The organism is Streptomyces sp. CWNU-52B (genome assembly GCF_047444975.1).
In the GTDB taxonomy this organism is placed as follows: Bacteria; Actinomycetota; Actinomycetes; order Streptomycetales; family Streptomycetaceae; genus Streptomyces.
This window is the reverse complement of sequence record NZ_JBLFJV010000022.1, coordinates 1-22,740: the sequence shown is the minus strand read 5'-3', so window position 1 is coordinate 22,740 and position 22,740 is coordinate 1. Positions and strand designations below refer to the sequence as shown.

Genomic DNA, 22,740 nt, shown 5'->3' with positions numbered 1-22,740 from the left:
GGGGGTGATTGGGGGTGCGGTTTCTGGGGCTCGGTGGTTCTCGGCTGGTTGTACGACACCGTGTGCGTGACCACTCGGCCGCTCGGCAGGCGTTCGCGGGTGCGGGAGAGGTAGCCGTGCGCCTCCAGCTCCCGCAGGGCCGCCGCGATCCTCGTCTCGCCCTCGGGGAAACGGGCCGCGAGCGTCTTGATGTCGACGCGGGCACCGGTGGGCAGCGACTGGATGTGGACGCCGAGTCCGATCGCCAGCGCGGACAGCTGCGCGTGCTGGGCGAGGTGGTTGCCGATCACCGTGAAGCGGGTGGTGTGGCGGACGTTGACGTGCGTGATGCCTCGCGGATGCGGATGCGGATGCGGATGCGAATCGGGACGCGGAATCCGGGGCTGGGCGCACGGAGGCGCGCTAGGGTTCTGCTTATCCATCGGGAAGGCCTTTGCTTCTCGGTGGTCAGGCCCTCGATCGGGATTGCAGTCCCGGCCGGGGGCCGACGTGTTTTCTGGAGTTGTGTCGCGGGGCGAGCATATGCCCGCCAACCGGACGGAATTCCAGCTGAGCCGGCGATTGTCACCCTTGTGGGCGACCCCGCCTCGCGGTGCTGACGAGGGGGGTCGGTGAGGGTTGTCCTACGGACGGGGTGGGTTGGGTTTGGTCGGGTTCTCTCCCGAAGTTCTTGAAAAGCTTTGATGTCGTGCGGGGCCGGTCTGTCATTTACCGGGACGGGAAACTCCGGGTGCCGGTGGGCGCGGACGCGGGCGCGGCAGTGGGGTGCGGTACGGGGTTGATCTCGGCCCAGACCGTCTTGCGTGGGGGTGGGCCAGGGACGACGCCCCAGCGGTCGGCGAGTGCCTCGACGATGGCCAGGCCCCGGCCCGACTCGGCTGTGAGTGTCAGGTGTTGGGGGCGTGGGACCGGCTGGTCGCCGCGGGCGTCGGTCACCTCGATGCGGAGGGTGCCGCCGATCACGTACAGCGTGAGCCGGAAGTCGCGGCCGGGTACGCGTCCGTGGGTGATGGCGTTGGCCGCCAGCTCGGCCACGATGTGCTCCGCGCGGTCCGGGTCCAACGGGAGTTCCCAGGCACGGAGTTGCTCGGTCGTGAGCCGACGGGCCAGGCGGGCGCCGCGGGGTGTGGGGGACAGGAGCACGCTGAAGTTGCGGATGGTGCAGTCGAGCAGGGGCGAGGGTTGGGCAGTTTCTTGATTCATGTCACTCAGGGTGGCGGAAGCTGCCTACTCTGAACTGCGATGACAACTGTGCGTATCGGAACCGTCTCGCCGTTGTCTCGCTCTGTCTTGGCTGTCTCGGGTGTCGTGGGGGTACCGGTGGGCGTTGGAGGTGGGTGGGCATGACTGGTGAAGGTGTGGATGAGGCGGGCTGGGACCTCGAACCCGGGGATGAGAGCGCGCCGTTGGTGGAGGCCGTCGGGCGACTGGTCCGGATCTGCCGGGAGGCGGCCGGGATGCGGGTCGCCGAGTTCGGCCAAGCCCTCGGGTACGGCGAGGACATGGTCCGCAAGATCGAGCGTGGGGCCCGGATCCCGCGACCGGAGTTCCTGGACCGGGCCGACGAGATCCTGAACGCGGGCGGGCATCTCATCGCGTTCAGGGAGGATGTGGAGAAGGCTCGGTATCCGCAGAAGGTGCGGGAGCTGAAGAAGCTGGAGGACCGGGCGGTCGAGTTGATGCAGTACAGCAACCACAACATCCAGGGGTTGTTGCAGACGCCGGAATATGCGCGGGCGCTGATCGAAATGGTGCAGCCTGCGTACTCTCCGGATGAGGTGGAGCGGGGCCTCTCCGCGCGCATGGCCCGGAAGTCGATCTTCCAGCGGGAGACTGCTCCGACGCTCAGTTTCGTCCAGGAACAGGTAACGCTGGAGCGCCCTCTCGGTGGGAGATCGGTGCTGCGCCGACAGCTCGAATACCTTCTGGAACTGGGGCAGTTGAGAAGCATCACGCTCCAGGTCATGCCGACCGAGCGGGAGGAGCACGCTGGGGTGCACGGTCTGATCCAGGTGTTGAAGTTCGCCGATGGTACTGCGATCGGTCGTTGTCCAGGAGCTTTCAACGGCCGCCCGGTCTCAAGTCCAAGGGACCTTCGTATCCTGGAACTGCGTTATGGCATGATCCGGGCGCAGGCCCTCACCCCGAGGGAGTCGCTGGCCTTCATCGAGCGAACGCTGGGAGAACTATGAGCGCCTCGGAACTTCACTGGTTCAAGAGCAGCTACAGCGACAGCGGCGATATCAATGACTGCGTCGAGATAGCCACCGCCCCCGCCGCCATTCACGTGCGGGACTCCAAGAACGTCGACGGCCCCAGGCTCGTGCTGAGCCGTGCGGCCTGGGTGCCGTTCCTGGCGGGGCTGCCGACGGTCCCGTAACCGGTGGGTGGTACGGGTCGGTCATCCTGAGGCCAGCTGCTCCGCTATCTCCTGGATCCAACCGGCGCTCTTCGACGGGTCGTTGAGGGTCTCCGCCCATGCTTCCGGGGCCAGGTTGTGCTTCGCGGGGCCGCACTTGAGGGCGTCGAGGAGCGACCGGGCGGACTCCCGCATCTCGGCCGTCGTACCCCCGGAGACGGCGGGGCCCGCGGCCAGGGCGTAGATCTCGCGGGCCATGGCCTGGCGTTCGCCCTTCGACACCTTCTTCCAGAACTTCAGGGCGTACGCCAGCGACTTCTTGCGGGAGGCGGCCTGCGGCGACTCCTCGCCCTCCGCCGCCCAGCGTTCGGGGTGGTGGACCTCTTCGTAGCGCTTCGTCGCGGCGCGGAGTGCCTTGTACATGGTGACGGTGAAAACGAGGCCGGCCCCGGCGCTGGCGAGGCCCCATCCGACGGGGTTGCTCGCCAGGCCGACCGTCGTTGCCGCGACCGCCGTCACGACGCCGGCCGCGGCCTTGACGGACTCACCCCCGCCGCCGACGGTCTCCTTTCCTATCTTGGTGAGCTGCTTCTTCTTCGCGTACTGCTGTACCGTGTTCAGCCTTTCCACGTCTCTTTCGGCGCGCTGGAGGCTCTCGGTGGCGTCCCGGGCTTCGCCCATCGCCTCCCAGACGGCGTCGATGGCCTCGGCTACGAGCTCCAGCCGTTCCGGGCCGTCGTGGTTCCAGTAGGCGTCCAGCGTGACGTAGGCCTCCGCCGCGGCCCAGTCGGCCTGCTCCCGCGACTCGTTCAGCCGGGCCAGTGACCCCGCGTGGACGACGTTGGGATCTCCCAGGTTCTTGATCTTCTTGTACTTGCGGGCCGCGCCCCCGACGCGGAAGGCGGACCGCATGCCCTTGATCGTGCCGAGGCCGGCGCTGGCGATACCGCTCGCCTCGGACGACACCGCGGCGTCCGCCGCCTTCTGGACCTTGGTCACTTCCTTGGCGATGGCGGCGCTGTAGCTTGCCGTACCGACGGTGCCGACCATCGCGTCGGCACCCTTGACCTTGGCTTTCTTCCCCGCCGTGTGGTGGCCGGCCCCGCTCTCCTGCTGCTTGGCGGTCTTCATGTTCTTGTACGCGTCCATGCCGCTGACCACGGCGCCGGTGGCCTCCGTGAGGAGGTTCCCCGACGCTGCGGAGGCTCCCGAGGCGGCGGCGGAGTGCTTGAGGCCTTCATTGGCCCCGACTGCGGCCTGCTGGGTGAAGGCGGCGTTGGTGGGGGTCTGGAAGCCCTTGATGAAGGTGTCGATGGGTTCGAGATTCTTCTTGAACCGGTCGAGGAGCGCGGAGATCCGGTCGCGGTAGTCCTTCTTCTTCTTCGCTCCGGCGGGCGCGGCTCCGCTCTCCGGCGCCCTCTCTCCCTCGGCGTCCCGGACCCCCTCGGTGCCCCGGACTCCCTCGGTGTCCCGGACTCCCTCGGTGCCCCGGGCTTGCTGCACCGCCGCGGTCGTGGCCCGGTTGCCGGCGCGGGACTGCATCTCGAGGACGGCGCGCTCCGTCGGGCGAGCGGACGAACTGCTCCCGGGCCGGCTTCCGCTCCGGCTCCCTTCCTGCCGCTGCCGGGCCGACGTCAGGACGGTCGAGGACCGCCGTGTCGAGGTGCGGTGGATCGGGGTGGTCATCTATGGGCCTCTCCAGTACCGGACCGGGCGAGGCGAAGGTAGTCAAACCGGGCTAACGGAAAGGGAGCGGCGGGGAAATTCCGTACGGATGCTGTGGGAAGCGTGTGGTGGGGGCGGTGGGGTGGACGGAGGGGAGAGGCCGCGATGAGCTGTCGAGCCTCACCACGCTCTGCTCTGCCCGGTCCGGCCCCGCCCGGCCATGAGCTTCCGAGTCTCAGCAGGAAGCGTCAGGCGGCAGTACCGCGTGTACGAAGTCCGCAGGCGGCAAGTAGTGGTGGGTTTCGACGTAGTGGGCGATCAGCTCCGGGGCGGCGTAGGCGACTCCTTCGCCCATGACCCGGATCTCCGCGCTTCCCTGCGGACAGCCGGCGCGTGGTCTGATGAGCCGCGAAGCACACCAAGGGCACCTGTGAAAGCCACGCGACTGCTGGGCTCGATGCGTGCGGGTCATGTGCGTCAGCCTGTCGGCCAAGCCCGGCGGCGGAGACCCCCTTCGCATGCGTCCTGCCGAGGCTCAGCCAGCCCACGAGTCAGGTCTGTGTAGTGCGTCATGGCGGTTGCCTGTCAGCCATCCGCACTGTTCCTCGGCCGCAGGTCATCCGTTTTGCCGTCCACTGGCCATTGGCCGACGGTATAGGCAATTTCAATCCCAAGCATGTGTTAACACTATTTGCCTCTATGTCTCGCGGATCCTAACGTGGCGCGTGTCCGGTGGATCGCCGCCGCCGAAAGCGGTGGCCATCAGGGCGGGAGCCGTTATGGGCGGGAGTGGAGTGGCAGTCATGGTGGATCAGACAGATGCCGGCCGTGGCGGCGGCGACGGAGTATCGCCGCCGCCGAAGAGCGCCGATTCGAGACTGGCGGGAAAGGTCGCGCTCGTGACGGGTGCTTCGAAGGGCATCGGGGCGGGCATCGCGCGGGAATTCGCCGCGGCCGGAGCGTCGGTCGTGGTCAACTACGCCTCCAGTGCCGCCGATGCCGAGCGGGTGGTGCGGGACATCCAGGCGCGAGGGGGGACCGCGATCGCCGTACAGGGCGACGTGTCGGTGCCGTTGGATGTAGAGCGCCTCTTCGCCAGGACCGTGGACGTGTACGGCCGGTTCGACATCCTCGTCAACAACGCCGGTGTCTATTACCCACAGCCGCTGGAGACCGTCACGCAGGAGGAGATCGACCGTCAGCTCTCCGTCAACGTGACCGGACCGATCCGTACGATCCAGGAAGCCCTCAAGTACTTCGGGTCCGAGGGCGGGACGGTCATCAACATCGGATCGCTGGACAGCGCCCGCGCGGTGCCGGGGATGTCGGTGTACGCCGCGACGAAGGGCGCCGTCGATGCCTTGACCCGCGTCCTGGCCGCCGAGCTCGGCCCTCGCGGGATCCGAGTGAACACCCTGGCCCCTGGTGGTGTGGAGACGGAAGGTATCCACGCGGCCGGCTTCATCGGCAGTGACGCCGAGACGGACATGGTCGAGCGCACCCCCCTGGGACGTATCGGTCAGCCCGAGGATCTGGCGCGGGCGGCGGTCTTCTTCGCCTCCGACGACGCCGCATGGGTCACCGGGGAGCGCCTCACCGCTTCTGGCGGCCTGCGAGCCTGACATCGACGGGGGCGGGGCCGGGGGCAGGCCCTGGCTGTCGACGAGGACGCGCCGGCTCGGCCGTACACCGTCCGGAACGACCGGTCAGGGGTCCTCCATCTTCAACTCGGCGGCATCGGGCAACGGCTGGGCCGTCGAGGTCAGCAACATCACGGACGCCGCCAAGCAGGCCGCCGCCGGCTCTTCCTCTCCACCAGCAGGATGGACGTCGACACGAACGGCCGGTGGCGGGTGGACCTGGCCGACAACGACGGCCCCGCGCACAGTGCGAGTGCCTTCGTCGTCTGTACGACGGTCCCGTTGACGATCCGGCGGACCAGCATCGTGCTCGCGCCCGGTGAGCAGGACCACGTGACCGCGGTCGGCGGGCCGGCCTGCCACATGCCGAGCGTCCTCCGCCCGGATTCCGATCGATACCGGCGGAACAGATGGGAAAGGCAGGCTGTGGTGCCGAATGGGACGAACGAGGCGAGGACTCTCTTGGCTCCGCCGCGATCGGGCTGGCCTTCAACTGCTCCCTGGCGGAGGCGTCGCCTCGGATCGTCCGGGGGATGAGGTTGCCGGATCCCGCTCAGCGCGAGTTCGCGTTCACCGCGGCGGGGGCGGCGGCGCGGCTGACCTTCGTGCCGTTCCGACAGTTGCCGCCGTGGTTCAAGTGGTCGAGCACTCGTTCACGGGGATGGCGGGGGAGGACGCTGTCCTGTCGATGGTGGGCAAGACGGCGGAGGTGTTCCGGGACGAGTTCTCCGGGGTGCCGAAGAACTTGATGAAGCTGAAGAAGTCGTACGCCCTGGCCGGGGAAGCGCTGGCCGCGTACTGGCCGAAGCTCGAACGCGCGCAGGCCCTGGCCGACAAGGCGCTCGCCAAGGGGCGTGAAGCCCAGGCGGATCTCTCCCGCCGAGCCCCGGCTGTCGTCGGCCGATTCGTGGGTGACCCGGGCCAATAAGGAAGCGAACAAGTACAAGGACGACCCGACCGGTGGCAAGGACGTCGAGAAGTCGGACGAGTCGAACGTCCGTGCCGCCACCCGGGACGTCCAGAGTGCTCGCGACGCGGCGAAGAAGATGGCCGGCGACGCCCGCGCGATGCGTAAGGACGCGGCCGGGGAGGCGAAGCCCCCGGAGCTGAGGAGCCGGCCGACGGGGTCGACAGGGTCGAAGGGGAGCGGGCCCGCTCGTCGCGAGTCGCCGCGGCCGCGATCGTGTCGTGAGCGCAGACAGGTGCGAGACCCTGGTGGGCGGGAGATCATCTACGCGGGCAGCGATGCCCCGGAAGGCCACGCCTCGGCATCACCGGTCAGGGGCGTCGTGGCAGGTCGGACGGCCTCTCGGGCGAGCCCGTGTTTGACCCGCGACCCCTCGGGGGTATCCTCTCCGGCTCGATTGGCCAGCGCAGCGACCCGTGTGGCAGACTGTCGGGGTTGCTCGGTTGAGTGCCGATGCTGCGCGCCTCCCGCCGGGAGGACCGGAAGCGAGTCCCACAGTACTCGTCGCTCCAACTGCCGAAAGGCAGCGCTGGGGCGGACGTACGGGAATCTTCCGGGAAGTGTCAGCGGGGTACCGACCAGGCGCCCGGTGGGTGTTCGGCCCCCGGTCCTGCGGTCGTCTTTGGGATGGGCCGCGTCCCTGGTAGGGAAAATCCACCCGTGGATATCTCTGTCGGTGAGGGCGCGACACACCCGACCGCGTGGGTCGGAGGCGGGGACGCGAACCCTCGGGTTCCGGAGCGGTTTAACGAGACAAAGGACTACTGAGTAGCCATGGCGGGACAGAAGATCCGCATCCGGCTCAAGGCCTACGACCACGAGGTCATCGATTCGTCGGCGAAGAAGATCGTCGAGACGGTGACGCGCACTGGTGCGTCGGTCGCAGGCCCGGTGCCGCTGCCCACTGAGAAGAACGTGTACTGCGTCATCAAGTCGCCGCACAAGTACAAGGACTCTCGCGAGCACTTCGAGATGCGCACGCACAAGCGCCTGATCGACATTCTCGACCCGACCCCCAAGACCGTTGACTCTTTGATGCGACTCGACCTCCCGGCCGGTGTCGACATCGAGATCAAGCTCTAGGGGCGGTGGTCTGAATGGCTAAGCAGATCAAGGGCATCCTGGGCGAGAAGCTCGGCATGACGCAGGTGTGGGACGAGAACAACCGTGTTGTTCCGGTCACCGTCGTCAAGGCCGGCTCGAACGTCGTGACCCAGGTCCGTACGAACGACTCCGACGGTTACGAGTCGGTCCAGATCGCCTACGGCGAGATCGACCCTCGCAAGGTGAACAAGCCCCTCAAGGGCCACTTCGCCAAGGCCGACGTCACTCCCCGCCGCCACCTCGTCGAGATCCGCACCGCGGACGCCTCCGAGTACACGCTGGGTCAGGAGATCTCCGCTGAGGTCTTCGAGGCCGGCGTGAAGGTGGACGTGACCGGCAAGAGCAAGGGCAAGGGCTTCGCCGGTGTCATGAAGCGTCACAACTTCCATGGCCTCGGCGCCGGACACGGTGTCCAGCGCAAGCACCGCTCTCCCGGCTCCATCGGTGGCTGCGCCACCCCCGGCCGTGTCTTCAAGGGCATGCGCATGGCGGGTCGCATGGGTAATGAGCGGGTCACCACCCAGAACCTGACCGTCCATGCCGTTGACGCGGAGAAGGGACTGCTCCTCATCAAGGGAGCCATCCCTGGTCCGAACGGCGGCCTCATCCTGGTCCGCACCGCGGCCAAGGGGGCCTGAGGTAACGATGAGCACTGTTGACATCCTTTCGCCGGCAGGCGACAAGACCGGGACGGTCGAGCTCCCCGCGGAGATCTTCGACGTCGAGAAGATCAGCATCCCGCTGCTTCACCAGGTCGTTGTCGCCCAGCTGGCCGCTGCCCGCCAGGGCACGCACAAGACCAAGACGCGCGCCGAGGTCCGTGGTGGCGGTAGGAAGCCCTACCGTCAGAAGGGCACTGGCCGTGCGCGCCAGGGCTCGACCCGCGCCCCGCAGTTCGTCGGCGGTGGCGTAGTCCACGGCCCGCAGCCGCGTGACTACTCGCAGCGGACCCCGAAGAAGATGAAGGCCGCGGCCCTGCGCCAGGCCCTCACCGACCGGGCCCGCAACGCTCGTATCCACGTCGTCTCCGGCGTGGTCGAGGGCGAGACCCCCTCCACCAAGGCCGCGAAGAGCCTGATCGGCAAGATCAGCGAGCGCAAGAACGTGCTCCTGGTCATCGATCGTGCCGACGAGGCCGCGCTGCTCTCCGCGCGCAACCTGCCCCAGGTGCACATCCTGGTGCCGGGCCAGCTGAACACGTACGACGTTCTCGTCTCGGACGACGTGGTCTTCACCCAGGCCGCTCTCGAGTCCTTCGTGTCCGGCGCACCCTCCGCGGAGCCCGCCGACACCGAAGGGAGCGAGGCCTGATGGCTACGCGTCACCCGAGCATCGCCCCCAAGGCGGCCAAGGCCGCCAAGGCCGCACGCATCGCCAAGGCGAAGCGCCACGAGGCCGAGGGCAAGAACACCGTCGAGACGCCGACGAGCAAGAGCTTCACGGACCCCCGTGACGTCCTCATCAAGCCGGTCGTCTCCGAGAAGAGCTACGCGCTGCTCGACGAGGGCAAGTACACCTTCGTCGTCGCGCCGGGCGCCAACAAGACCCAGATCAAGCAGGCCGTCCAGGCGGTCTTCTCGGTCAAGGTCACCGGGGTCAACACGATCAACCGCCAGGGGAAGCGCAAGCGGACCAAGAGCGGTTTCGGCAAGCGTGCTGACACCAAGCGCGCCATCGTGACCCTCGCTGAGGGCGACCGTATCGACATCTTCGGCCAGGCCTCCTAACGGAGCGCCCTGGTCCGAATATCGGACGAGGACTGAGAAATGGGAATCCGCAAGTACAAGCCGACAACGCCGGGCCGCCGTGGCTCCAGCGTCGCCGACTTCGTCGAGGTCACGCGGTCCACGCCGGAGAAGTCGCTGGTTCGCCCGCTGCACAGCAAGGGCGGCCGTAACAATTCCGGTCGTGTGACCGTTCGCCACCAGGGTGGTGGACACAAGCGCGCCTACCGTGTCATCGACTTCCGTCGCCATGACAAGGACGGCGTGCCGGCGAAGGTCGCGCACATCGAGTACGACCCCAACCGCACCGCGCGCATCGCGCTGCTGCACTACGCGGACGGCGAGAAGCGTTACATCCTCGCCCCCCGCAACCTGTCGCAGGGCGACCGCGTCGAGAACGGTCCCGGGGCAGACATCAAGCCGGGCAACAACCTGGCGCTGCGCAACATCCCGGTCGGTACCACGATCCACGCGATCGAGCTCCGTCCCGGTGGCGGCGCCAAGTTCGCCCGCTCCGCCGGTGCCTCCGTGCAGCTGCTCGCGAAGGAGGGCCAGATGGCCCACCTGCGCATGCCGTCCGGAGAGATCCGCCTGGTCGACGTGCGCTGCCGCGCCACCGTCGGCGAGGTCGGCAACGCCGAGCAGTCGAACATCAACTGGGGCAAGGCCGGCCGCAAGCGCTGGCTGGGCGTCCGTCCGACCGTTCGCGGTGTGGCGATGAACCCGGTTGACCACCCGCACGGTGGTGGTGAAGGCAAGACCTCCGGTGGACGTCACCCGGTCTCGCCGTGGGGTCAGAAGGAGGGTCGTACTCGTTCGCCGAAGAAGGCTTCGAACAAGTACATCGTCCGCCGCCGCAAGACGAACAAGAAGCGCTAGGAGCGGGTTTAGATGCCGCGCAGTCTCAAGAAGGGGCCCTTCGTCGACGACCACCTGATCAAGAAGGTGGACGTACAGAACGAAGCCGGTTCCAAGAACGTCATCAAGACCTGGTCCCGACGCTCGATGATCATCCCGGCCATGCTCGGCCACACGATCGCGGTGCACAACGGCAAGACCCACATTCCGGTGTTTGTCACCGAGTCGATGGTCGGCCACAAGCTCGGCGAGTTCTCGCCGACGCGCACCTTCCGGGGTCACGTCAAGGACGACCGGAAGTCGAAGCGCCGCTAACGCGGGGTGGAATGACCATGACAGACACTGGAAGGACAACCATGGAAGCCAGGGCCCAGGCGCGGTACATCCGCGTCACGCCCATGAAGGCCCGCCGCGTGGTGGACCTTATCCGTGGCATGGATGCCACGGAGGCTCAGGCGGTCCTGCGTTTCGCCCCGCAGGCCGCGAGCGTGCCGGTCGGCAAGGTGCTTGACAGCGCCATTGCCAACGCCGCGCACAACTACGACCACACCGACGCCGACAGCCTCGTCATCTCCGAGGCGTTTGTCGACGAGGGTCCGACCCTGAAGCGGTTCCGTCCGCGCGCCCAGGGCCGCGCCTACCGGATCCGCAAGCGGACCAGCCACATCACCGTGGTCGTCAGCAGCAAGGAAGGAACCCGGTAATGGGCCAGAAGGTTAACCCGCATGGGTTCCGGCTCGGCATCACCACGGACTTCAAGTCCCGGTGGTATGCCGACAAGCTGTACAAGGACTACGTCAAGGAAGACGTCGCCATCCGTCGGATGATGACGTCCGGCATGGAGCGCGCCGGCATCTCGAAGGTCGAGATCGAGCGCACCCGTGACCGCGTGCGGGTGGACATCCACACCGCGCGTCCCGGCATCGTCATCGGCCGCCGTGGCGCCGAGGCCGACCGCATCCGCGGCGACCTCGAGAAGCTCACGGGCAAGCAGGTCCAGCTGAACATCCTCGAGGTCAAGAGCCCCGAGACCGATGCTCAGCTGGTTGCCCAGGCCGTTGCCGAGCAGCTGTCCTCCCGCGTCTCCTTCCGTCGCGCCATGCGTAAGAGCATGCAGGGCACGATGAAGGCCGGCGCGAAGGGCATCAAGATCCAGTGCGGTGGCCGTCTCGGCGGCGCCGAGATGTCCCGCTCGGAGTTCTACCGCGAGGGCCGTGTGCCCCTGCACACGCTCCGCGCGAACGTCGACTACGGCTTCTTCGAGGCCAAGACGACCTTCGGTCGCATCGGCGTGAAGGTCTGGATCTACAAGGGCGACGTCAAGAACATCGCCGAGGTCCGCGCCGAGAACGCCGCCGCCCGTGCGGGCAACCGCCCGGCCCGTGGCGCCGGTGGTGGCGCCGGCGGCGACCGCCCGGCCCGTGGTGGTGGCCGTGGTGGCGAGCGTGGCGGCCGTGGCCGCAAGCCGCAGCAGCAGGGGGCCCAGAGTGGTCAGCAGCAGGCTGCCGAGGCCCCCAAGGCCGAGGCTCCCGCCGCCGCTGCCGCTCCGGCTGAGAGCACCGGAACGGAGGCCTGACCGAAATGCTGATCCCTCGTAGGGTCAAGCACCGCAAGCAGCACCACCCCAAGCGCCGCGGTCAGGCCAAGGGTGGTACGACGGTCGCGTTCGGCGAGTACGGCATTCAGGCCCTCTCGCCGGCGTACGTGACGAACCGCCAGATCGAGGCGGCTCGTATCGCGATGACCCGCCACATCAAGCGTGGCGGCAAGGTCTGGATCAACATCTACCCGGACCGCCCGCTGACCAAGAAGCCCGCCGAGACCCGCATGGGTTCCGGTAAGGGTTCCCCCGAGTGGTGGGTCGCGAACGTGCACCCGGGCCGGGTCATGTTCGAGCTGTCCTACCCCAACGAGAAGATCGCCCGTGAGGCCCTCACTCGCGCAGCCCACAAGCTGCCGATGAAGTGCCGGATCGTCAAGCGCGAGGCAGGTGAAGCGTGATGTCGGCCGGTACCAAGGCGTCCGAGCTGCGCGAACTGGGTGACGAGGAGCTTCTCGCGAAGCTTCGCGAAGCCAAGGAAGAGCTGTTCAACCTCCGCTTCCAGGCGGCGACCGGTCAGCTCGAGAACCACGGGCGGCTCAAGGCCGTCCGCAAGGACATCGCGCGGATCTACACCCTGATGCGTGAGCGCGAGCTGGGCATCGAGACGGTGGAGAGCGCCTGATGAGCGAGAGCAACGTGACTGAAGAGACCAAGACCGCCCGCGGTTTCCGCAAGACCCGCGAGGGTCTGGTCGTCAGCGACAAGATGGACAAGACCGTCGTCGTCGCTGTCGAGGACCGCGTCAAGCACGCGCTGTACGGCAAGGTCATCCGCCGTACGAACAAGCTCAAGGCGCATGACGAGCAGAACGCCGCGGGCGTCGGCGACCGGGTCGTCATCATGGAGACCCGTCCGCTGTCCGCGACGAAGCGCTGGCGCATCGTCGAGATCCTCGAGAAGGCGAAGTAATCAAGCGGGGGCTGCTGCCCCCGCTGCCCCGAGCCGGGGGCCACACCGTGAGGTGCGCGGTCCCCGGCCGGGTGTTCGTCGACAAGAGGCCAAGTAATTCCTGCGGGGGCTGCCCGCAGGACGGTTCCGCCAGGCTCGCGGGGCGCCCCTCAGAAGGCCCCTGCGGGAACCGGCAGACAATCAGGAGATAGACGTGATCCAGCAGGAGTCGCGACTGCGTGTCGCCGACAACACTGGTGCGAAGGAAATCCTTTGCATCCGTGTGCTCGGTGGCTCAGGTCGCCGCTACGCGGGCATCGGTGACGTCATCGTCGCCACAGTCAAGGACGCGATCCCCGGTGGCAACGTGAAGAAGGGTGACGTCATCAAGGCGGTCATCGTTCGCACCGTCAAGGAGCGTCGCCGTCCGGACGGCTCGTACATCCGCTTCGACGAGAACGCCGCCGTCATTCTGAAGAACGACGGCGACCCTCGCGGCACCCGTATCTTCGGCCCTGTCGGCCGTGAGCTGCGCGAGAAGAAGTTCATGAAGATCATCTCGCTCGCGCCGGAGGTGCTGTAAGCATGAAGATCAAGAAGGGCGACCTGGTTCAGGTCATCACCGGTAAGGACAAGGGCAAGCAGGGCAAGGTCATTGCCGCTTTCCCGCGCGAGGAGCGCGTCCTGGTCGAGGGTGTCAACCGGGTCAAGAAGCACACGAAGGCCGGTCCCACCGCTCGCGGTTCGCAGGCCGGCGGCATTGTCACGACCGAGGCTCCGGTCCACGTCTCCAACGTCCAGCTGGTCGTGGAGAAGGACGGGAACAAGGTCGTCACGCGTGTCGGTTTCCGCTTCGACGACGAGGGCAACAAGATCCGCGTTGCCAAGCGGACGGGTGAGGACATCTGATGGCTACCACCACCATTCCGCGCCTCAAGGCGAAGTACCGCGAGGAGATCGCGGGCAAGCTGCAGGAAGAGTTCTCGTACGAGAACGTCATGCAGACCCCGGGCCTCGTCAAGATCGTGGTCAACATGGGTGTGGGCGACGCCGCCCGCGACTCCAAGTTGATCGACGGCGCCATTCGCGACCTCACCACGATCACCGGTCAGAAGCCGGCCGTGACCAAGGCCCGCAAGTCCATCGCGCAGTTCAAGCTGCGTGAGGGACAGCCGATCGGTGCCCACGTCACACTCCGTGGCGACCGCATGTGGGAGTTCCTGGACCGCACCCTGTCGCTGGCGCTTCCGCGCATCCGCGACTTCCGTGGTCTGTCTCCCAAGCAGTTCGACGGTCGTGGCAACTACACCTTCGGTCTCACCGAGCAGGTCATGTTCCACGAGATCGACCAGGACAAGATCGACCGCGTCCGGGGTATGGACATCACCGTGGTGACCACGGCGACCAACGACGCCGAAGGCCGTGCCCTTCTCCGTCACCTCGGCTTCCCCTTCAAGGAGGCGTAAGCGAGATGGCGAAGAAGGCTCTGATTGCCAAGGCTGCTCGTAAGCCCAAGTTCGGTGTGCGTGGCTACACCCGTTGCCAGCGCTGCGGCCGCCCGCACTCCGTGTACCGCAAGTTCGGCCTGTGCCGCGTGTGCCTTCGTGAGATGGCTCACCGCGGCGAGCTGCCGGGCGTGACCAAGAGCTCCTGGTAGATCCCGCTTCGGGACACCAGGACTCTCGGTAAGCAATGGGTACGGTCAGATGCCCACCCCTTCATGGCTTAGGCTTGGAGGGTTGGGCGTCTGACCGCCCGTACGCCCGTGGGCGCAGCCCACTAGTTAACGCTTACTACGCCGTAGGTCCCCGCACCGCACCCGTCCCGCCACTGAGTGGGGAGAGGGATGGCGCATACAGGAAACCCCGGCGAGAGAGGCCGAAGGCCAATTCATGACCATGACTGATCCCATCGCAGACATGCTTACTCGTCTGCGTAACGCGAACTCGGCGTACCACGACGATGTCGCGATGCCGCACAGCAAGATCAAGTCTCACATCGCGGAGATCCTCCAGCAGGAGGGCTTCATCACCGGCTGGAAGGTCGAGGACGCCGAGGTCGGCAAGAAGCTCGTCCTCGAGCTGAAGTTCGGCCCGAACCGTGAGCGCTCCATCGCGGGCATCAAGCGGATCTCGAAGCCGGGTCTGCGTGTGTACGCGAAGTCCACCTCCCTGCCCAAGGTGCTCGGTGGCCTCGGCGTGGCGATCATCTCCACGTCGCACGGTCTCCTCACCGGACAGCAGGCCGGCAAGAAGGGCGTAGGCGGAGAAGTTCTCGCCTACGTCTGGTAGCGGAAGGGAACGGAGGAAACAGCTATGTCGCGTATTGGCAAGCTCCCCATCACGGTTCCCGCCGGCGTGGACGTCACCATCGACGGTCGCACGGTTCAGGTGAAGGGCCCCAAGGGCGCCCTCTCCCACACCGTCGCGGCGCCGATCGAGGTCGCCAAGGGCGAGGACGGCATTCTCAATGTCACCCGCCCGAACGACGAGCGTCAGAACAAGGCCCTGCACGGCCTGTCCCGCACGCTGGTGGCGAACATGATCACCGGCGTGACCACGGGTTACGTGAAGAAGCTCGAAATCAGCGGTGTGGGTTACCGCGTCCTGGCGAAGGGCTCCAACCTGGAGTTCTCGCTCGGCTACAGCCACTCGATCACGGTCGAGGCGCCCGAGGGCATCTCGTTCAAGGTCGAGAACCCGACGCACTTCTCGGTCGAGGGAATCGACAAGCAGAAGGTCGGAGAGGTTGCGGCCAACATCCGCAAGCTGCGGAAGCCCGACCCGTACAAGGCCAAGGGCGTCAAGTACGAGGGCGAAGTCGTCCGGCGCAAGGTCGGAAAGGCGGGTAAGTAAGCCATGGCATACGGTGTCAAGATTGCTAAGGGCGACGCTTACAAGCGTGCTGCCATCAAGCGTCGTCACATCCGGATCCGTAAGCACATCTCGGGTACGGCTGAGCGGCCTCGCCTGGTCGTGACGCGCTCGAACCGCCACATCGTGGCCCAGGTCATCGATGACGTGAAGGGTCACACCCTCGCGTCGGCGTCCACCCTGGACACGACGATCCGTGGTGCCGAGGACGACAAGTCCGCGCAGGCCAAGTCGGTCGGCGCCCTGGTCGCCGAGCGTGCCAAGGCCGCCGGGGTCGAGGCTGTCGTATTCGACCGTGGTGGCAACCAGTACGCCGGGCGCATTGCCGCTCTGGCGGACGCCGCCCGCGAAGCCGGACTCAAGTTCTGAGTCCTGGTTCCGTAGCTAGCGGAAACAGAGAGAGGTAATTCCAATGGCTGGACCCCAGCGCCGCGGAAGCGGTGCCGGTGGCGGCGAGCGGCGGGACCGGAAGGGCCGTGACGGCGGTGCTGCCGCCGAGAAGACCGCGTACGTTGAGCGCGTCGTCGCGATCAACCGCGTCGCCAAGGTTGTGAAGGGTGGTCGTCGCTTCAGCTTCACCGCGCTGGTCGTGGTGGGCGATGGTGACGGCACCGTCGGTGTCGGTTACGGCAAGGCCAAGGAGGTGCCGGCCGCCATCGCCAAGGGTGTTGAGGAGGCCAAGAAGCACTTCTTCAAGGTCCCCCGTATCCAGGGCACCATCCCGCACCCGATCACGGGCGAGAAGGCCGCGGGCGTCGTCCTGCTCAAGCCTGCTTCCCCCGGTACCGGCGTCATCGCCGGTGGCCCGGTGCGTGCTGTGCTCGAGTGCGCCGGCGTCCACGACATCCTGTCGAAGTCGCTCGGCTCGTCCAACGCGATCAACATCGTGCACGCGACCGTGGCGGCCCTCAAGGGCCTGCAGCGTCCCGAGGAGATCGCGGCTCGCCGTGGTCTGCCCCTCGAGGACGTCGCCCCCGCGGCTCTCCTGCGTGCACGTGCGGGAGCGGGTGCGTAATCATGGCCCAGCTCAAGATCACGCAGACGAAGTCGTTCATCGGCAGCAAGCAGAACCACCGTGACACCCTTCGTTCGCTTGGCCTCAAGCGGATCAACGATGTGGTCGTCAAGGAGGACCGCCCCGAGTTCCGCGGAATGGTTCACACCGTCCGCCACCTCGTGACGGTTGAGGAGGTCGACTGATCATGGCGGAGAACAACCCGCTCAAGATCCACAACCTCCGTCCCGCCCCGGGCGCCAAGACCGCGAAGACGCGAGTCGGTCGTGGTGAAGCGTCCAAGGGCAAGACGGCCGGTCGTGGTACCAAGGGCACGAAGGCGCGTTACCAGGTTCCGGAGCGCTTCGAGGGTGGCCAGATGCCCCTCCACATGCGTCTCCCGAAGCTCAAGGGCTTCCGGAACCCGTTCAAGACCGAGTACCAGGTCGTGAACCTCGACAAGCTGTCGGCGCTGTACCCGGAGGGTGGCGAAGTCACCGTCGAGGGGCTCGTCGCCAACGGTGCGGTTCGCAAGAACAGCCTCGTCAAGGTCCTCGGCCAGGGCGAGATCTCCGTGGCACTGCAGGTGACGGTCGACGCCGTCTCCGGCTCCGCCAAGGAGAAGATCACCGCCGCCGGCGGTACCGTCACCGAGCTCGTCTGATTTCAGCAGGCGTCTCGATGACTTGAGCGAACCCGACCGGGGGTGCCCCACTCAAGGGGTATCCCCGGTTGGTCGTTCCTGGGGGCTGTCGTCACACTCCCGCCGTCCATCCTGAGGGTGGACCGGGCGTCACCCGGCAGACTGGAATGTAACGACAGTCCCTAGGGAAGCGGTGTCGCCGGTAAGGTGGCCTGCGCTGCTAATTTTCGCCCGGTGCGCCGCCAGGGAACTCCAGGCGGCTCCTGACTGTTAGTCAGCTGTCCGTTACTTATTCGTCGAACCTCAAGACCGTCACCTCTGACGCTGTTGCGCGGGGGTCGCAGGAGGCACCGTGCTCACCGCGTTCGCCCGGGCGTTCAAGACGCCCGACCTGCGCAAGAAGCTGCTCTTCACGCTCGGCATCATCGTGATCTATCGGGTTGGCACGCACATCCCGATCCCCGGTGTCGACTACAAGAACGTCCAGATCTGTATCGACAACGCGAGCCAGAACCAAGGCCTGTTCGGCCTGGTCAACATGTTCAGTGGTGGCGCTCTGCTGCAGATCACGATCTTCGCGCTCGGCATCATGCCGTACATCACCGCGAGCATCATTCTGCAGCTGCTGACCGTCGTGATCCCGCGCCTTGAGGCCCTCAAGAAGGAGGGCCAGGCCGGTACGGCGAAGATTACGCAGTACACCCGTTATCTGACGGTGGCACTGGCGATCCTGCAGGGCACCGGCCTGGTGGCCACCGCGCGCAGCGGTGCGCTGTTCACCAGCTGCCCGGTCGCCAACCAGATCGTTCCGGACCAGTCGATCTTCGTCACCATCACGATGGTGATCACGATGACGGCGGGCACGGCCATGGTCATGTGGCTCGGTGAGCTCATCACCGACCGCGGCATCGGCAACGGCATGTCGATCCTGATGTTCATCTCGATCGCCGCCACCTTCCCGTCCGCGCTGTGGGCCATCAAGCAGCAGGGCAACCTGGCGCACGGCTGGATCGAGTTCGGCACCGTCATCGCGGTCGGCCTCGTCATGGTCGGCCTGGTCGTCTTCGTCGAGCAGGCCCAGCGCCGTATCCCGGTCCAGTACGCGAAGCGCATGATCGGCCGCCGTTCCTACGGCGGCACGTCGACGTACATCCCGCTGAAGGTCAACCAGGCGGGCATCATCCCTGTGATCTTTGCCTCGTCGCTGCTCTACATCCCGGCGCTGATCGCCCAGTTCGCAGGTGGAACGTCCGGCTGGAAGACCTGGATCGAGCAGAACCTGACCAAGGGCGACCACCCGATTTACATCAGCACATACTTCTTGCTGATCGTGTTCTTCGCCTTCTTCTACGTGGCCATCTCGTTCAACCCCGAGGAAGTCGCGGACAACATGAAGAAGTATGGTGGCTTCATCCCGGGCATCCGGGCCGGCCGGCCAACCGCTGAGTACCTGGGATACGTACTCAACCGGATCACCTGGCCGGGTTCGCTGTATCTGGGCCTGATCGCTCTCGTACCGACGATGGCGTTGGTTGGTTTCGGGGCAAACCAGAACTTCCCGTTCGGTGGTACCAGCATCCTGATCATCGTGGGTGTCGGTCTTGAGACGGTGAAGCAGATCGAGAGCCAGCTCCAGCAGCGCAATTACGAAGGGTTCCTCCGCTGATGCGAATCGTCCTCGTCGGGCCGCCCGGGGCGGGCAAGGGAACGCAAGCCGCGTTCCTAGCCAAGAACCTGTCGATCCCGCACATCTCCACGGGCGACCTCTTCCGTGCGAACATCAGCCGGCAGACGGAACTGGGCAAGCTGGCGAAGTCGTACATGGACGAGGGCAACCTCGTACCGGACGAGGTCACCATCGCGATGGCCAAGGACCGCATGGAGCAGCAGGACGCCGTGAACGGCTTCCTGCTCGACGGCTTCCCGCGGAACGTCTCGCAGGCCGAGGCGCTCGACCAGGCCCTCAAGGCCGACGGTGTGGAGCTGGACGGGGTGCTCGACCTGGAGGTCCCCGAGGACGAGGTGGTCAAGCGCATCGCCGGCCGCCGCATCTGCCGCAAGGATTCGAGTCACGTCTTCCACGTGACGTACAGCCCGCCGGAGAAGGAAGGCGTCTGTGACGCCTGCGGCGGCGAGCTGTACCAGCGCGACGACGACACCGAGGAGACCGTCCGCAAGCGCCTGGAGGTCTACCACACCCAGACCGAGCCGATCATCGACTACTACCGGGCTCAGGGCCTGGTCGTGACGATCTCGGCGCTCGGCAAGGTGGACGAGGTCACCAAGCGTGCGATGGACGCCCTCAAGCGTCAGCGCGAGGACAAGAGCGACAGCGAGGGCGAAGGCGACAAGTAGTCGTCGTCGTTCTGGCCGGTCCGGCCGCGGTGCCCTCGACGGGTGCCGCGGCCGTACTGTTGTATGCACAGGTTCACAGGTTCACAGGTTTCGGTTCAGAGGTTTCCAGTCGTACTGGTTTCCGGCAGGCAGAGAAGACGGAGAGCGCGGGCCCTCATGGTGCAGATCAAGACCCCCGAGCAGATCGCCAAGATGCGTGAGGCGGGCCTGGTCGTCGCCGCCGTCCACCAGGCGACCCGGGAAGCCGCGGTGCCCGGTGCCACGACGCACGACCTCGACCAGGTCGCGCGCAAGGTGCTCGACGAGCACGGCGCGAAGTCGAACTTCCTGGGCTACGGCGGCTTCCCCGCCACGATCTGCACCTCGCTGAACGAGGTCGTCGTGCACGGCATCCCGAGCACCGACGCGGTCCTCAAGGACGGCGACATCATCTCGATCGACGCGGGCGCGATCATCGACGGCTGGCACGGGGACGCGGCGTACACCGTCTTCGTGGGCTCCGGTCACGCTCCGGAGCTCCTTGAGCTCTCCCGGGTGACCGAGGAGTCGATGTGGGCCGGCATCGCGGCGATGAAGCTGGGCAACCGGCTCGTCGACGTCTCCCGGGCCATCGAGACGTACATCCGGCGCCAGCCGAAGCCCGGCGGCGGCAAGTACGGCATCGTCGAGGACTACGGCGGCCACGGCATCGGGACCGAGATGCACATGGACCCGCATCTGCTGAACTACGTGGAGCGCCGCCGGGGCAAGGGCCCCAAGCTGGTGCCCGGGTTCTGCCTCGCGATCGAGCCGATGGTGTCGCTGGGCACCCCGCGGACGGAGGTGCTCGCGGACGACTGGACCGTCATCACGACGGACGGAACGTGGTCGTCGCACTGGGAGCACTCTGTCGCGCTGACGGCTGAGGGGCCGCTTGTCCTCACGGCGCCCGACGGGGGTGCGGCGAAGTTGGCCGAGTACGGGATCGTGGCTGCGCCCGACCCTCTCGGCTGAGGTCGCCCTCAGGGGGAGCCAGGTGCTGCCGGGCGGCGGCTGCGGGTCGTCCGTGGCCGGTCGCGCAGTTCCCCACGCCCCCTTAGGGGCCGCGCCCTGGAGAGCCCCTGGGGAGCCTTCGCTTAGGGATCTTGGGCGTGGGGCAGACTTTCTCGATTCGTCTTTCCGAGGGCCCTGTCGTAGACTGACTCGTCGGCTCTCGTGCATCCGCATGTCTGCATGTGGTAAGCACGGAGTTGATCAAGGTAGTCGATTCGAAGGGCGAAGCGTGGCCAAGAAGCAAGGTGCCATCGAGATCGAGGGCACTGTCGTCGAGTCTCTTCCGAACGCGATGTTCAAGGTTGAGCTCCAGAACGGCCACCAGGTTCTGGCACACATCAGCGGCAAGATGCGTATGCACTACATCCGCATCCTCCCTGACGACAGGGTCGTGGTGGAGTTGTCTCCGTACGACCTGACGCGTGGCCGGATCGTCTACCGGTACAAGTAGATCTTGCCTGTGCTCCGCTGCCGCGGGGCGATGGCACTGACCCGGAGAACCTCACCATGAAGGTCAAGCCGAGCGTCAAGAAGATCTGCGACAAGTGCAGGGTGATCCGCCGTCACGGCCGGGTCATGGTCATCTGCGACAACCCGCGCCACAAGCAGCGCCAGGGCTGACGCACGACCGCACCTTCTGCACCCGCAGAAATTCGCGCGACGCACGAAACATGTTCATACGCAGGGCCCGGATGCGCTGTGCGCAGCGATCCGACACCCCCGGTCGGAGGCCGGGGACCCGACTCGTACCGAGTCCTCGATCGAAGAGGATGACGGCGGGCGGGATCCGGTTCTGCGGAAGACCTCCGAACGACAACTGGAGCCATTGAATGGCACGCGTTTCCGGTGTTGACATCCCGCGCGAAAAGCGCGTGGAGGTTGCCCTCACCTACGTGTTCGGCATCGGCCGAACCCTCTCCCAGAAGACGCTGGCCGATACCGGCGTCAACCCCGACACCCGCGTCCGCGACCTCTCCGAGGAGGAGCTGGTCCGGATCCGCGAGTACGTCGACAACAACTTCAAGACCGAGGGTGACCTCCGCCGTGAGGTTCAGGCCGACATCCGCCGCAAGGTCGAGATCGGCTGCTACCAGGGTCTGCGGCACCGTCGCGGCCTGCCCGTGCACGGCCAGCGCACCAGCACGAACGCTCGTACCCGCAAGGGCCCGCGTCGCGCCATCGCCGGCAAGAAGAAGCCGGGCAAGAAGTAGTCCTCAGCGGACAACGCTTCATCAGCGGTCTTCGCTGTAGGACCGACCACCTCCCCGTAGGAGTTATAGATGCCCCCCAAGGGTCGTCAGGGCGCTGCCAAGAAGGTGCGCCGCAAGGAAAAGAAGAACGTCGCTCACGGCCACGCGCACATCAAGAGCACGTTCAACAACACCATCGTCTCGATCACGGACCCCTCGGGCAACGTGATCTCCTGGGCCTCCGCCGGCCACGTCGGCTTCAAGGGCTCGCGCAAGTCCACTCCCTTCGCCGCGCAGATGGCCGCCGAGTCGGCCGCCCGTCGCGCGCAGGAGCACGGCATGCGCAAGGTTGACGTCTTCGTCAAGGGTCCGGGTTCCGGTCGTGAGACCGCGATCCGCTCCCTGCAGGCCACCGGCCTGGAGGTCGGCTCGATCCAGGACGTGACGCCCACGCCGCACAACGGCTGCCGTCCGCCCAAGCGCCGCCGCGTCTGATCCCTCGGGGTCGGGTGCGCAGTTGCTTGGTTTGAGGATTTCGGGCGGTACGGCTCTTGTGAGCCGTATCGCCCGTACCCTTGTTCCATATCAGGGCGTCAAATAGCGGACGCCCCTGACTGAAGGATCGCAACATGCTTATTGCTCAGCGCCCGTCGCTGACCGAAGAGGTCGTCGACGAGTTCCGCTCCCGGTTCGTGATCGAGCCGCTGGAGCCGGGCTTCGGCTACACCCTCGGCAACTCCCTCCGTCGCACCCTCCTGTCCTCGATCCCCGGAGCCGCTGTCACCAGCATCCGGATCGACGGCGTGCTGCACGAGTTCACCACCGTGCCGGGCGTCAAGGAGGAC

General features: G+C 66.5%; 34 protein-coding genes and 3 pseudogenes. 33 read left to right on the top strand and 4 right to left on the bottom strand.

Going from position 1 to position 22,740, the window contains the following annotated elements:
• A pseudogene (locus tag ACLVWQ_RS22380) lies at positions 1-422 on the bottom strand (helix-turn-helix domain-containing protein); the annotation flags it as partial.
• A 286-nt stretch (positions 423-708) separates the two neighbouring features.
• Positions 709-1,203, bottom strand: coding sequence for an ATP-binding protein (locus ACLVWQ_RS22375; protein ID WP_414110879.1), 495 nt, complete (start codon positions 1,201-1,203; stop codon positions 709-711).
• 140 nt (positions 1,204-1,343) lie between these two features.
• Here ACLVWQ_RS22375 and ACLVWQ_RS22370 point away from each other — a divergent pair, with 140 nt between their 5' ends.
• Together ACLVWQ_RS22370 and ACLVWQ_RS22365 are read left to right on the top strand one after the other, a co-directional pair.
• Entirely contained in the window at positions 1,344-2,192 is an 849-nt protein-coding gene (locus ACLVWQ_RS22370; protein ID WP_414110878.1) for a helix-turn-helix domain-containing protein, read from the top strand.
• The gene (locus ACLVWQ_RS22365) at positions 2,189-2,380 is read left to right on the top strand and encodes a DUF397 domain-containing protein (protein WP_414110877.1); all 192 of its coding nucleotides are present in this window, start codon (positions 2,189-2,191) and stop codon (positions 2,378-2,380) included. Before ACLVWQ_RS22370 ends, ACLVWQ_RS22365 begins: the two co-directional genes overlap by 4 nt.
• A gap of 21 nt (positions 2,381-2,401) precedes the next feature.
• Here ACLVWQ_RS22365 and ACLVWQ_RS22360 read toward each other — a convergent pair whose 3' ends face one another.
• Positions 2,402-4,045 (bottom strand): hypothetical protein, encoded by a 1,644-nt coding sequence (locus ACLVWQ_RS22360; protein WP_414110876.1) that lies wholly within the window; start codon positions 4,043-4,045, stop codon positions 2,402-2,404.
• A 782-nt stretch (positions 4,046-4,827) separates the two neighbouring features.
• Between ACLVWQ_RS22360 and ACLVWQ_RS22355 the strand changes: the two genes are divergently transcribed.
• On the top strand, positions 4,828-5,646 hold the full coding sequence (locus tag ACLVWQ_RS22355) for an SDR family NAD(P)-dependent oxidoreductase (RefSeq protein ID WP_414110874.1): 819 nt from the start codon (positions 4,828-4,830) through the stop codon (positions 5,644-5,646).
• 149 nt (positions 5,647-5,795) lie between these two features.
• Here ACLVWQ_RS22355 and ACLVWQ_RS22350 read toward each other — a convergent pair whose 3' ends face one another.
• Positions 5,796-6,029 carry a hypothetical protein gene (locus ACLVWQ_RS22350; protein ID WP_414110873.1) on the bottom strand — a complete coding sequence of 78 codons (234 nt, stop codon included), beginning with the start codon at positions 6,027-6,029 and terminating at the stop codon, positions 5,796-5,798.
• Positions 6,030-6,322: 293 nt separating this feature from the next.
• Between ACLVWQ_RS22350 and ACLVWQ_RS22345 the strand changes: the two are divergent.
• From ACLVWQ_RS22345 to ACLVWQ_RS22200, 30 genes and pseudogenes are all read left to right on the top strand, one after another.
• Positions 6,323-6,761: pseudogene (locus ACLVWQ_RS22345) on the top strand (putative T7SS-secreted protein); the annotation flags it as partial.
• A 644-nt stretch (positions 6,762-7,405) separates the two neighbouring features.
• Entirely contained in the window at positions 7,406-7,714 is a 309-nt protein-coding gene (rpsJ, locus tag ACLVWQ_RS22340; RefSeq protein ID WP_003948644.1) for a 30S ribosomal protein S10, read from the top strand.
• A gap of 14 nt (positions 7,715-7,728) precedes the next feature.
• Complete coding sequence (rplC, locus tag ACLVWQ_RS22335; protein ID WP_414110871.1) at positions 7,729-8,373, top strand: 50S ribosomal protein L3; 645 nt, start codon at positions 7,729-7,731, stop codon at positions 8,371-8,373.
• Between the two features lie 7 nt (positions 8,374-8,380).
• Positions 8,381-9,046, top strand: a complete 666-nt coding sequence (gene rplD / locus ACLVWQ_RS22330; protein ID WP_414110870.1) for a 50S ribosomal protein L4 — start codon at positions 8,381-8,383, stop codon at positions 9,044-9,046.
• Positions 9,046-9,462 carry a 50S ribosomal protein L23 gene (gene rplW / locus ACLVWQ_RS22325; RefSeq protein ID WP_414110869.1) on the top strand — a complete coding sequence of 139 codons (417 nt, stop codon included), beginning with the start codon at positions 9,046-9,048 and terminating at the stop codon, positions 9,460-9,462. Before rplD ends, rplW begins: the two co-directional genes overlap by 1 nt.
• Positions 9,463-9,501: 39 nt before the next feature.
• Positions 9,502-10,338 carry a 50S ribosomal protein L2 gene (gene rplB, locus ACLVWQ_RS22320; protein WP_055614926.1) on the top strand — a complete coding sequence of 279 codons (837 nt, stop codon included), beginning with the start codon at positions 9,502-9,504 and terminating at the stop codon, positions 10,336-10,338.
• A gap of 12 nt (positions 10,339-10,350) precedes the next feature.
• Complete coding sequence (gene rpsS, locus ACLVWQ_RS22315; protein WP_006376029.1) at positions 10,351-10,632, top strand: 30S ribosomal protein S19; 282 nt, start codon at positions 10,351-10,353, stop codon at positions 10,630-10,632.
• Between the two features lie 41 nt (positions 10,633-10,673).
• Positions 10,674-11,021, top strand: a complete 348-nt coding sequence (gene rplV, locus ACLVWQ_RS22310) for a 50S ribosomal protein L22 (RefSeq protein ID WP_414110868.1) — start codon at positions 10,674-10,676, stop codon at positions 11,019-11,021.
• Positions 11,021-11,893, top strand: a complete 873-nt coding sequence (gene rpsC / locus ACLVWQ_RS22305; RefSeq protein WP_414110867.1) for a 30S ribosomal protein S3 — start codon at positions 11,021-11,023, stop codon at positions 11,891-11,893. The genes rplV and rpsC overlap by 1 nt, the downstream gene beginning before the upstream one ends.
• Positions 11,894-11,898: 5 nt before the next feature.
• On the top strand, positions 11,899-12,318 hold the full coding sequence (gene rplP / locus ACLVWQ_RS22300; protein ID WP_414110866.1) for a 50S ribosomal protein L16: 420 nt from the start codon (positions 11,899-11,901) through the stop codon (positions 12,316-12,318).
• Positions 12,318-12,542: a 50S ribosomal protein L29 gene (rpmC, locus tag ACLVWQ_RS22295; protein ID WP_003998824.1), complete on the top strand. Its 225-nt coding sequence runs from the start codon at positions 12,318-12,320 to the stop codon at positions 12,540-12,542. The genes rplP and rpmC overlap by 1 nt, the downstream gene beginning before the upstream one ends.
• Complete coding sequence (gene rpsQ / locus ACLVWQ_RS22290) at positions 12,542-12,829, top strand: 30S ribosomal protein S17 (protein WP_414110865.1); 288 nt, start codon at positions 12,542-12,544, stop codon at positions 12,827-12,829. Before rpmC ends, rpsQ begins: the two co-directional genes overlap by 1 nt.
• A gap of 193 nt (positions 12,830-13,022) precedes the next feature.
• Positions 13,023-13,391, top strand: a complete 369-nt coding sequence (gene rplN / locus ACLVWQ_RS22285) for a 50S ribosomal protein L14 (RefSeq protein WP_003992364.1) — start codon at positions 13,023-13,025, stop codon at positions 13,389-13,391.
• Positions 13,392-13,393: 2 nt separating this feature from the next.
• Positions 13,394-13,717 (top strand): 50S ribosomal protein L24, encoded by a 324-nt coding sequence (rplX, locus tag ACLVWQ_RS22280; protein ID WP_107022198.1) that lies wholly within the window; start codon positions 13,394-13,396, stop codon positions 13,715-13,717.
• Positions 13,717-14,274, top strand: a complete 558-nt coding sequence (gene rplE, locus ACLVWQ_RS22275; RefSeq protein WP_414110864.1) for a 50S ribosomal protein L5 — start codon at positions 13,717-13,719, stop codon at positions 14,272-14,274. The genes rplX and rplE overlap by 1 nt, the downstream gene beginning before the upstream one ends.
• Before the next feature lie 5 nt (positions 14,275-14,279).
• Positions 14,280-14,465: a type Z 30S ribosomal protein S14 gene (locus ACLVWQ_RS22270; RefSeq protein WP_003948630.1), complete on the top strand. Its 186-nt coding sequence runs from the start codon at positions 14,280-14,282 to the stop codon at positions 14,463-14,465.
• Positions 14,466-14,700: 235 nt separating this feature from the next.
• Positions 14,701-15,099, top strand: a complete 399-nt coding sequence (gene rpsH / locus ACLVWQ_RS22265; protein WP_081218894.1) for a 30S ribosomal protein S8 — start codon at positions 14,701-14,703, stop codon at positions 15,097-15,099.
• A 24-nt stretch (positions 15,100-15,123) separates the two neighbouring features.
• Complete coding sequence (gene rplF / locus ACLVWQ_RS22260) at positions 15,124-15,663, top strand: 50S ribosomal protein L6 (RefSeq protein ID WP_055513607.1); 540 nt, start codon at positions 15,124-15,126, stop codon at positions 15,661-15,663.
• 3 nt (positions 15,664-15,666) lie between these two features.
• The gene (gene rplR / locus ACLVWQ_RS22255) at positions 15,667-16,050 is read left to right on the top strand and encodes a 50S ribosomal protein L18 (RefSeq protein WP_414110863.1); all 384 of its coding nucleotides are present in this window, start codon (positions 15,667-15,669) and stop codon (positions 16,048-16,050) included.
• A gap of 43 nt (positions 16,051-16,093) precedes the next feature.
• Entirely contained in the window at positions 16,094-16,696 is a 603-nt protein-coding gene (rpsE, locus tag ACLVWQ_RS22250; RefSeq protein WP_055513610.1) for a 30S ribosomal protein S5, read from the top strand.
• 2 nt (positions 16,697-16,698) lie between these two features.
• Positions 16,699-16,881 (top strand): 50S ribosomal protein L30, encoded by a 183-nt coding sequence (gene rpmD / locus ACLVWQ_RS22245; RefSeq protein ID WP_055513612.1) that lies wholly within the window; start codon positions 16,699-16,701, stop codon positions 16,879-16,881.
• A gap of 2 nt (positions 16,882-16,883) precedes the next feature.
• Complete coding sequence (gene rplO / locus ACLVWQ_RS22240) at positions 16,884-17,339, top strand: 50S ribosomal protein L15 (RefSeq protein WP_055513613.1); 456 nt, start codon at positions 16,884-16,886, stop codon at positions 17,337-17,339.
• Positions 17,340-17,670: 331 nt separating this feature from the next.
• Entirely contained in the window at positions 17,671-18,984 is a 1,314-nt protein-coding gene (secY, locus tag ACLVWQ_RS22235; protein WP_414110862.1) for a preprotein translocase subunit SecY, read from the top strand.
• The gene (locus ACLVWQ_RS22230; RefSeq protein ID WP_414110861.1) at positions 18,984-19,673 is read left to right on the top strand and encodes an adenylate kinase; all 690 of its coding nucleotides are present in this window, start codon (positions 18,984-18,986) and stop codon (positions 19,671-19,673) included. Before secY ends, ACLVWQ_RS22230 begins: the two co-directional genes overlap by 1 nt.
• 156 nt (positions 19,674-19,829) lie before the next feature.
• On the top strand, positions 19,830-20,666 hold the full coding sequence (map, locus tag ACLVWQ_RS22225) for a type I methionyl aminopeptidase (RefSeq protein WP_414110860.1): 837 nt from the start codon (positions 19,830-19,832) through the stop codon (positions 20,664-20,666).
• A gap of 268 nt (positions 20,667-20,934) precedes the next feature.
• The gene (infA, locus tag ACLVWQ_RS22220; RefSeq protein ID WP_003948620.1) at positions 20,935-21,156 is read left to right on the top strand and encodes a translation initiation factor IF-1; all 222 of its coding nucleotides are present in this window, start codon (positions 20,935-20,937) and stop codon (positions 21,154-21,156) included.
• 56 nt (positions 21,157-21,212) lie between these two features.
• Entirely contained in the window at positions 21,213-21,326 is a 114-nt protein-coding gene (gene rpmJ, locus ACLVWQ_RS22215; protein WP_003974245.1) for a 50S ribosomal protein L36, read from the top strand.
• A 209-nt stretch (positions 21,327-21,535) separates the two neighbouring features.
• Complete coding sequence (gene rpsM, locus ACLVWQ_RS22210; protein WP_055513621.1) at positions 21,536-21,916, top strand: 30S ribosomal protein S13; 381 nt, start codon at positions 21,536-21,538, stop codon at positions 21,914-21,916.
• A gap of 69 nt (positions 21,917-21,985) precedes the next feature.
• Complete coding sequence (gene rpsK, locus ACLVWQ_RS22205; RefSeq protein WP_003956432.1) at positions 21,986-22,390, top strand: 30S ribosomal protein S11; 405 nt, start codon at positions 21,986-21,988, stop codon at positions 22,388-22,390.
• A 134-nt stretch (positions 22,391-22,524) separates the two neighbouring features.
• Positions 22,525-22,740: pseudogene (locus ACLVWQ_RS22200) on the top strand (DNA-directed RNA polymerase subunit alpha); the annotation flags it as partial.

Bases quoted from the DNA above. Each gene is read 5' to 3' on its own strand.
- ACLVWQ_RS22375 (WP_414110879.1), bottom strand. From the start codon at position 1,203: ATGAATCAAGAAACTGCCCAACCCTCGCCCCTGCTCGACTGCACCATC.
- ACLVWQ_RS22370 (WP_414110878.1), top strand. From the start codon at position 1,344: ATGACTGGTGAAGGTGTGGATGAGGCGGGCTGGGACCTCGAACCCGGG.
- ACLVWQ_RS22365 (WP_414110877.1), top strand. From the start codon at position 2,189: ATGAGCGCCTCGGAACTTCACTGGTTCAAGAGCAGCTACAGCGACAGC.
- ACLVWQ_RS22360 (WP_414110876.1), bottom strand. From the start codon at position 4,045: ATGACCACCCCGATCCACCGCACCTCGACACGGCGGTCCTCGACCGTC.
- ACLVWQ_RS22355 (WP_414110874.1), top strand. From the start codon at position 4,828: ATGGTGGATCAGACAGATGCCGGCCGTGGCGGCGGCGACGGAGTATCG.
- ACLVWQ_RS22350 (WP_414110873.1), bottom strand. From the start codon at position 6,029: ATGTGGCAGGCCGGCCCGCCGACCGCGGTCACGTGGTCCTGCTCACCG.
- rpsJ (WP_003948644.1), top strand. From the start codon at position 7,406: ATGGCGGGACAGAAGATCCGCATCCGGCTCAAGGCCTACGACCACGAG.
- rplC (WP_414110871.1), top strand. From the start codon at position 7,729: ATGGCTAAGCAGATCAAGGGCATCCTGGGCGAGAAGCTCGGCATGACG.
- rplD (WP_414110870.1), top strand. From the start codon at position 8,381: ATGAGCACTGTTGACATCCTTTCGCCGGCAGGCGACAAGACCGGGACG.
- rplW (WP_414110869.1), top strand. From the start codon at position 9,046: ATGGCTACGCGTCACCCGAGCATCGCCCCCAAGGCGGCCAAGGCCGCC.
- rplB (WP_055614926.1), top strand. From the start codon at position 9,502: ATGGGAATCCGCAAGTACAAGCCGACAACGCCGGGCCGCCGTGGCTCC.
- rpsS (WP_006376029.1), top strand. From the start codon at position 10,351: ATGCCGCGCAGTCTCAAGAAGGGGCCCTTCGTCGACGACCACCTGATC.
- rplV (WP_414110868.1), top strand. From the start codon at position 10,674: ATGGAAGCCAGGGCCCAGGCGCGGTACATCCGCGTCACGCCCATGAAG.
- rpsC (WP_414110867.1), top strand. From the start codon at position 11,021: ATGGGCCAGAAGGTTAACCCGCATGGGTTCCGGCTCGGCATCACCACG.
- rplP (WP_414110866.1), top strand. From the start codon at position 11,899: ATGCTGATCCCTCGTAGGGTCAAGCACCGCAAGCAGCACCACCCCAAG.
- rpmC (WP_003998824.1), top strand. From the start codon at position 12,318: ATGTCGGCCGGTACCAAGGCGTCCGAGCTGCGCGAACTGGGTGACGAG.
- rpsQ (WP_414110865.1), top strand. From the start codon at position 12,542: ATGAGCGAGAGCAACGTGACTGAAGAGACCAAGACCGCCCGCGGTTTC.
- rplX (WP_107022198.1), top strand. From the start codon at position 13,394: ATGAAGATCAAGAAGGGCGACCTGGTTCAGGTCATCACCGGTAAGGAC.
- rplE (WP_414110864.1), top strand. From the start codon at position 13,717: ATGGCTACCACCACCATTCCGCGCCTCAAGGCGAAGTACCGCGAGGAG.
- ACLVWQ_RS22270 (WP_003948630.1), top strand. From the start codon at position 14,280: ATGGCGAAGAAGGCTCTGATTGCCAAGGCTGCTCGTAAGCCCAAGTTC.
- rpsH (WP_081218894.1), top strand. From the start codon at position 14,701: ATGACCATGACTGATCCCATCGCAGACATGCTTACTCGTCTGCGTAAC.
- rplF (WP_055513607.1), top strand. From the start codon at position 15,124: ATGTCGCGTATTGGCAAGCTCCCCATCACGGTTCCCGCCGGCGTGGAC.
- rplR (WP_414110863.1), top strand. From the start codon at position 15,667: ATGGCATACGGTGTCAAGATTGCTAAGGGCGACGCTTACAAGCGTGCT.
- rpsE (WP_055513610.1), top strand. From the start codon at position 16,094: ATGGCTGGACCCCAGCGCCGCGGAAGCGGTGCCGGTGGCGGCGAGCGG.
- rpmD (WP_055513612.1), top strand. From the start codon at position 16,699: ATGGCCCAGCTCAAGATCACGCAGACGAAGTCGTTCATCGGCAGCAAG.
- rplO (WP_055513613.1), top strand. From the start codon at position 16,884: ATGGCGGAGAACAACCCGCTCAAGATCCACAACCTCCGTCCCGCCCCG.
- ACLVWQ_RS22230 (WP_414110861.1), top strand. From the start codon at position 18,984: ATGCGAATCGTCCTCGTCGGGCCGCCCGGGGCGGGCAAGGGAACGCAA.
- map (WP_414110860.1), top strand. From the start codon at position 19,830: ATGGTGCAGATCAAGACCCCCGAGCAGATCGCCAAGATGCGTGAGGCG.
- rpmJ (WP_003974245.1), top strand. From the start codon at position 21,213: ATGAAGGTCAAGCCGAGCGTCAAGAAGATCTGCGACAAGTGCAGGGTG.
- rpsM (WP_055513621.1), top strand. From the start codon at position 21,536: ATGGCACGCGTTTCCGGTGTTGACATCCCGCGCGAAAAGCGCGTGGAG.
- rpsK (WP_003956432.1), top strand. From the start codon at position 21,986: ATGCCCCCCAAGGGTCGTCAGGGCGCTGCCAAGAAGGTGCGCCGCAAG.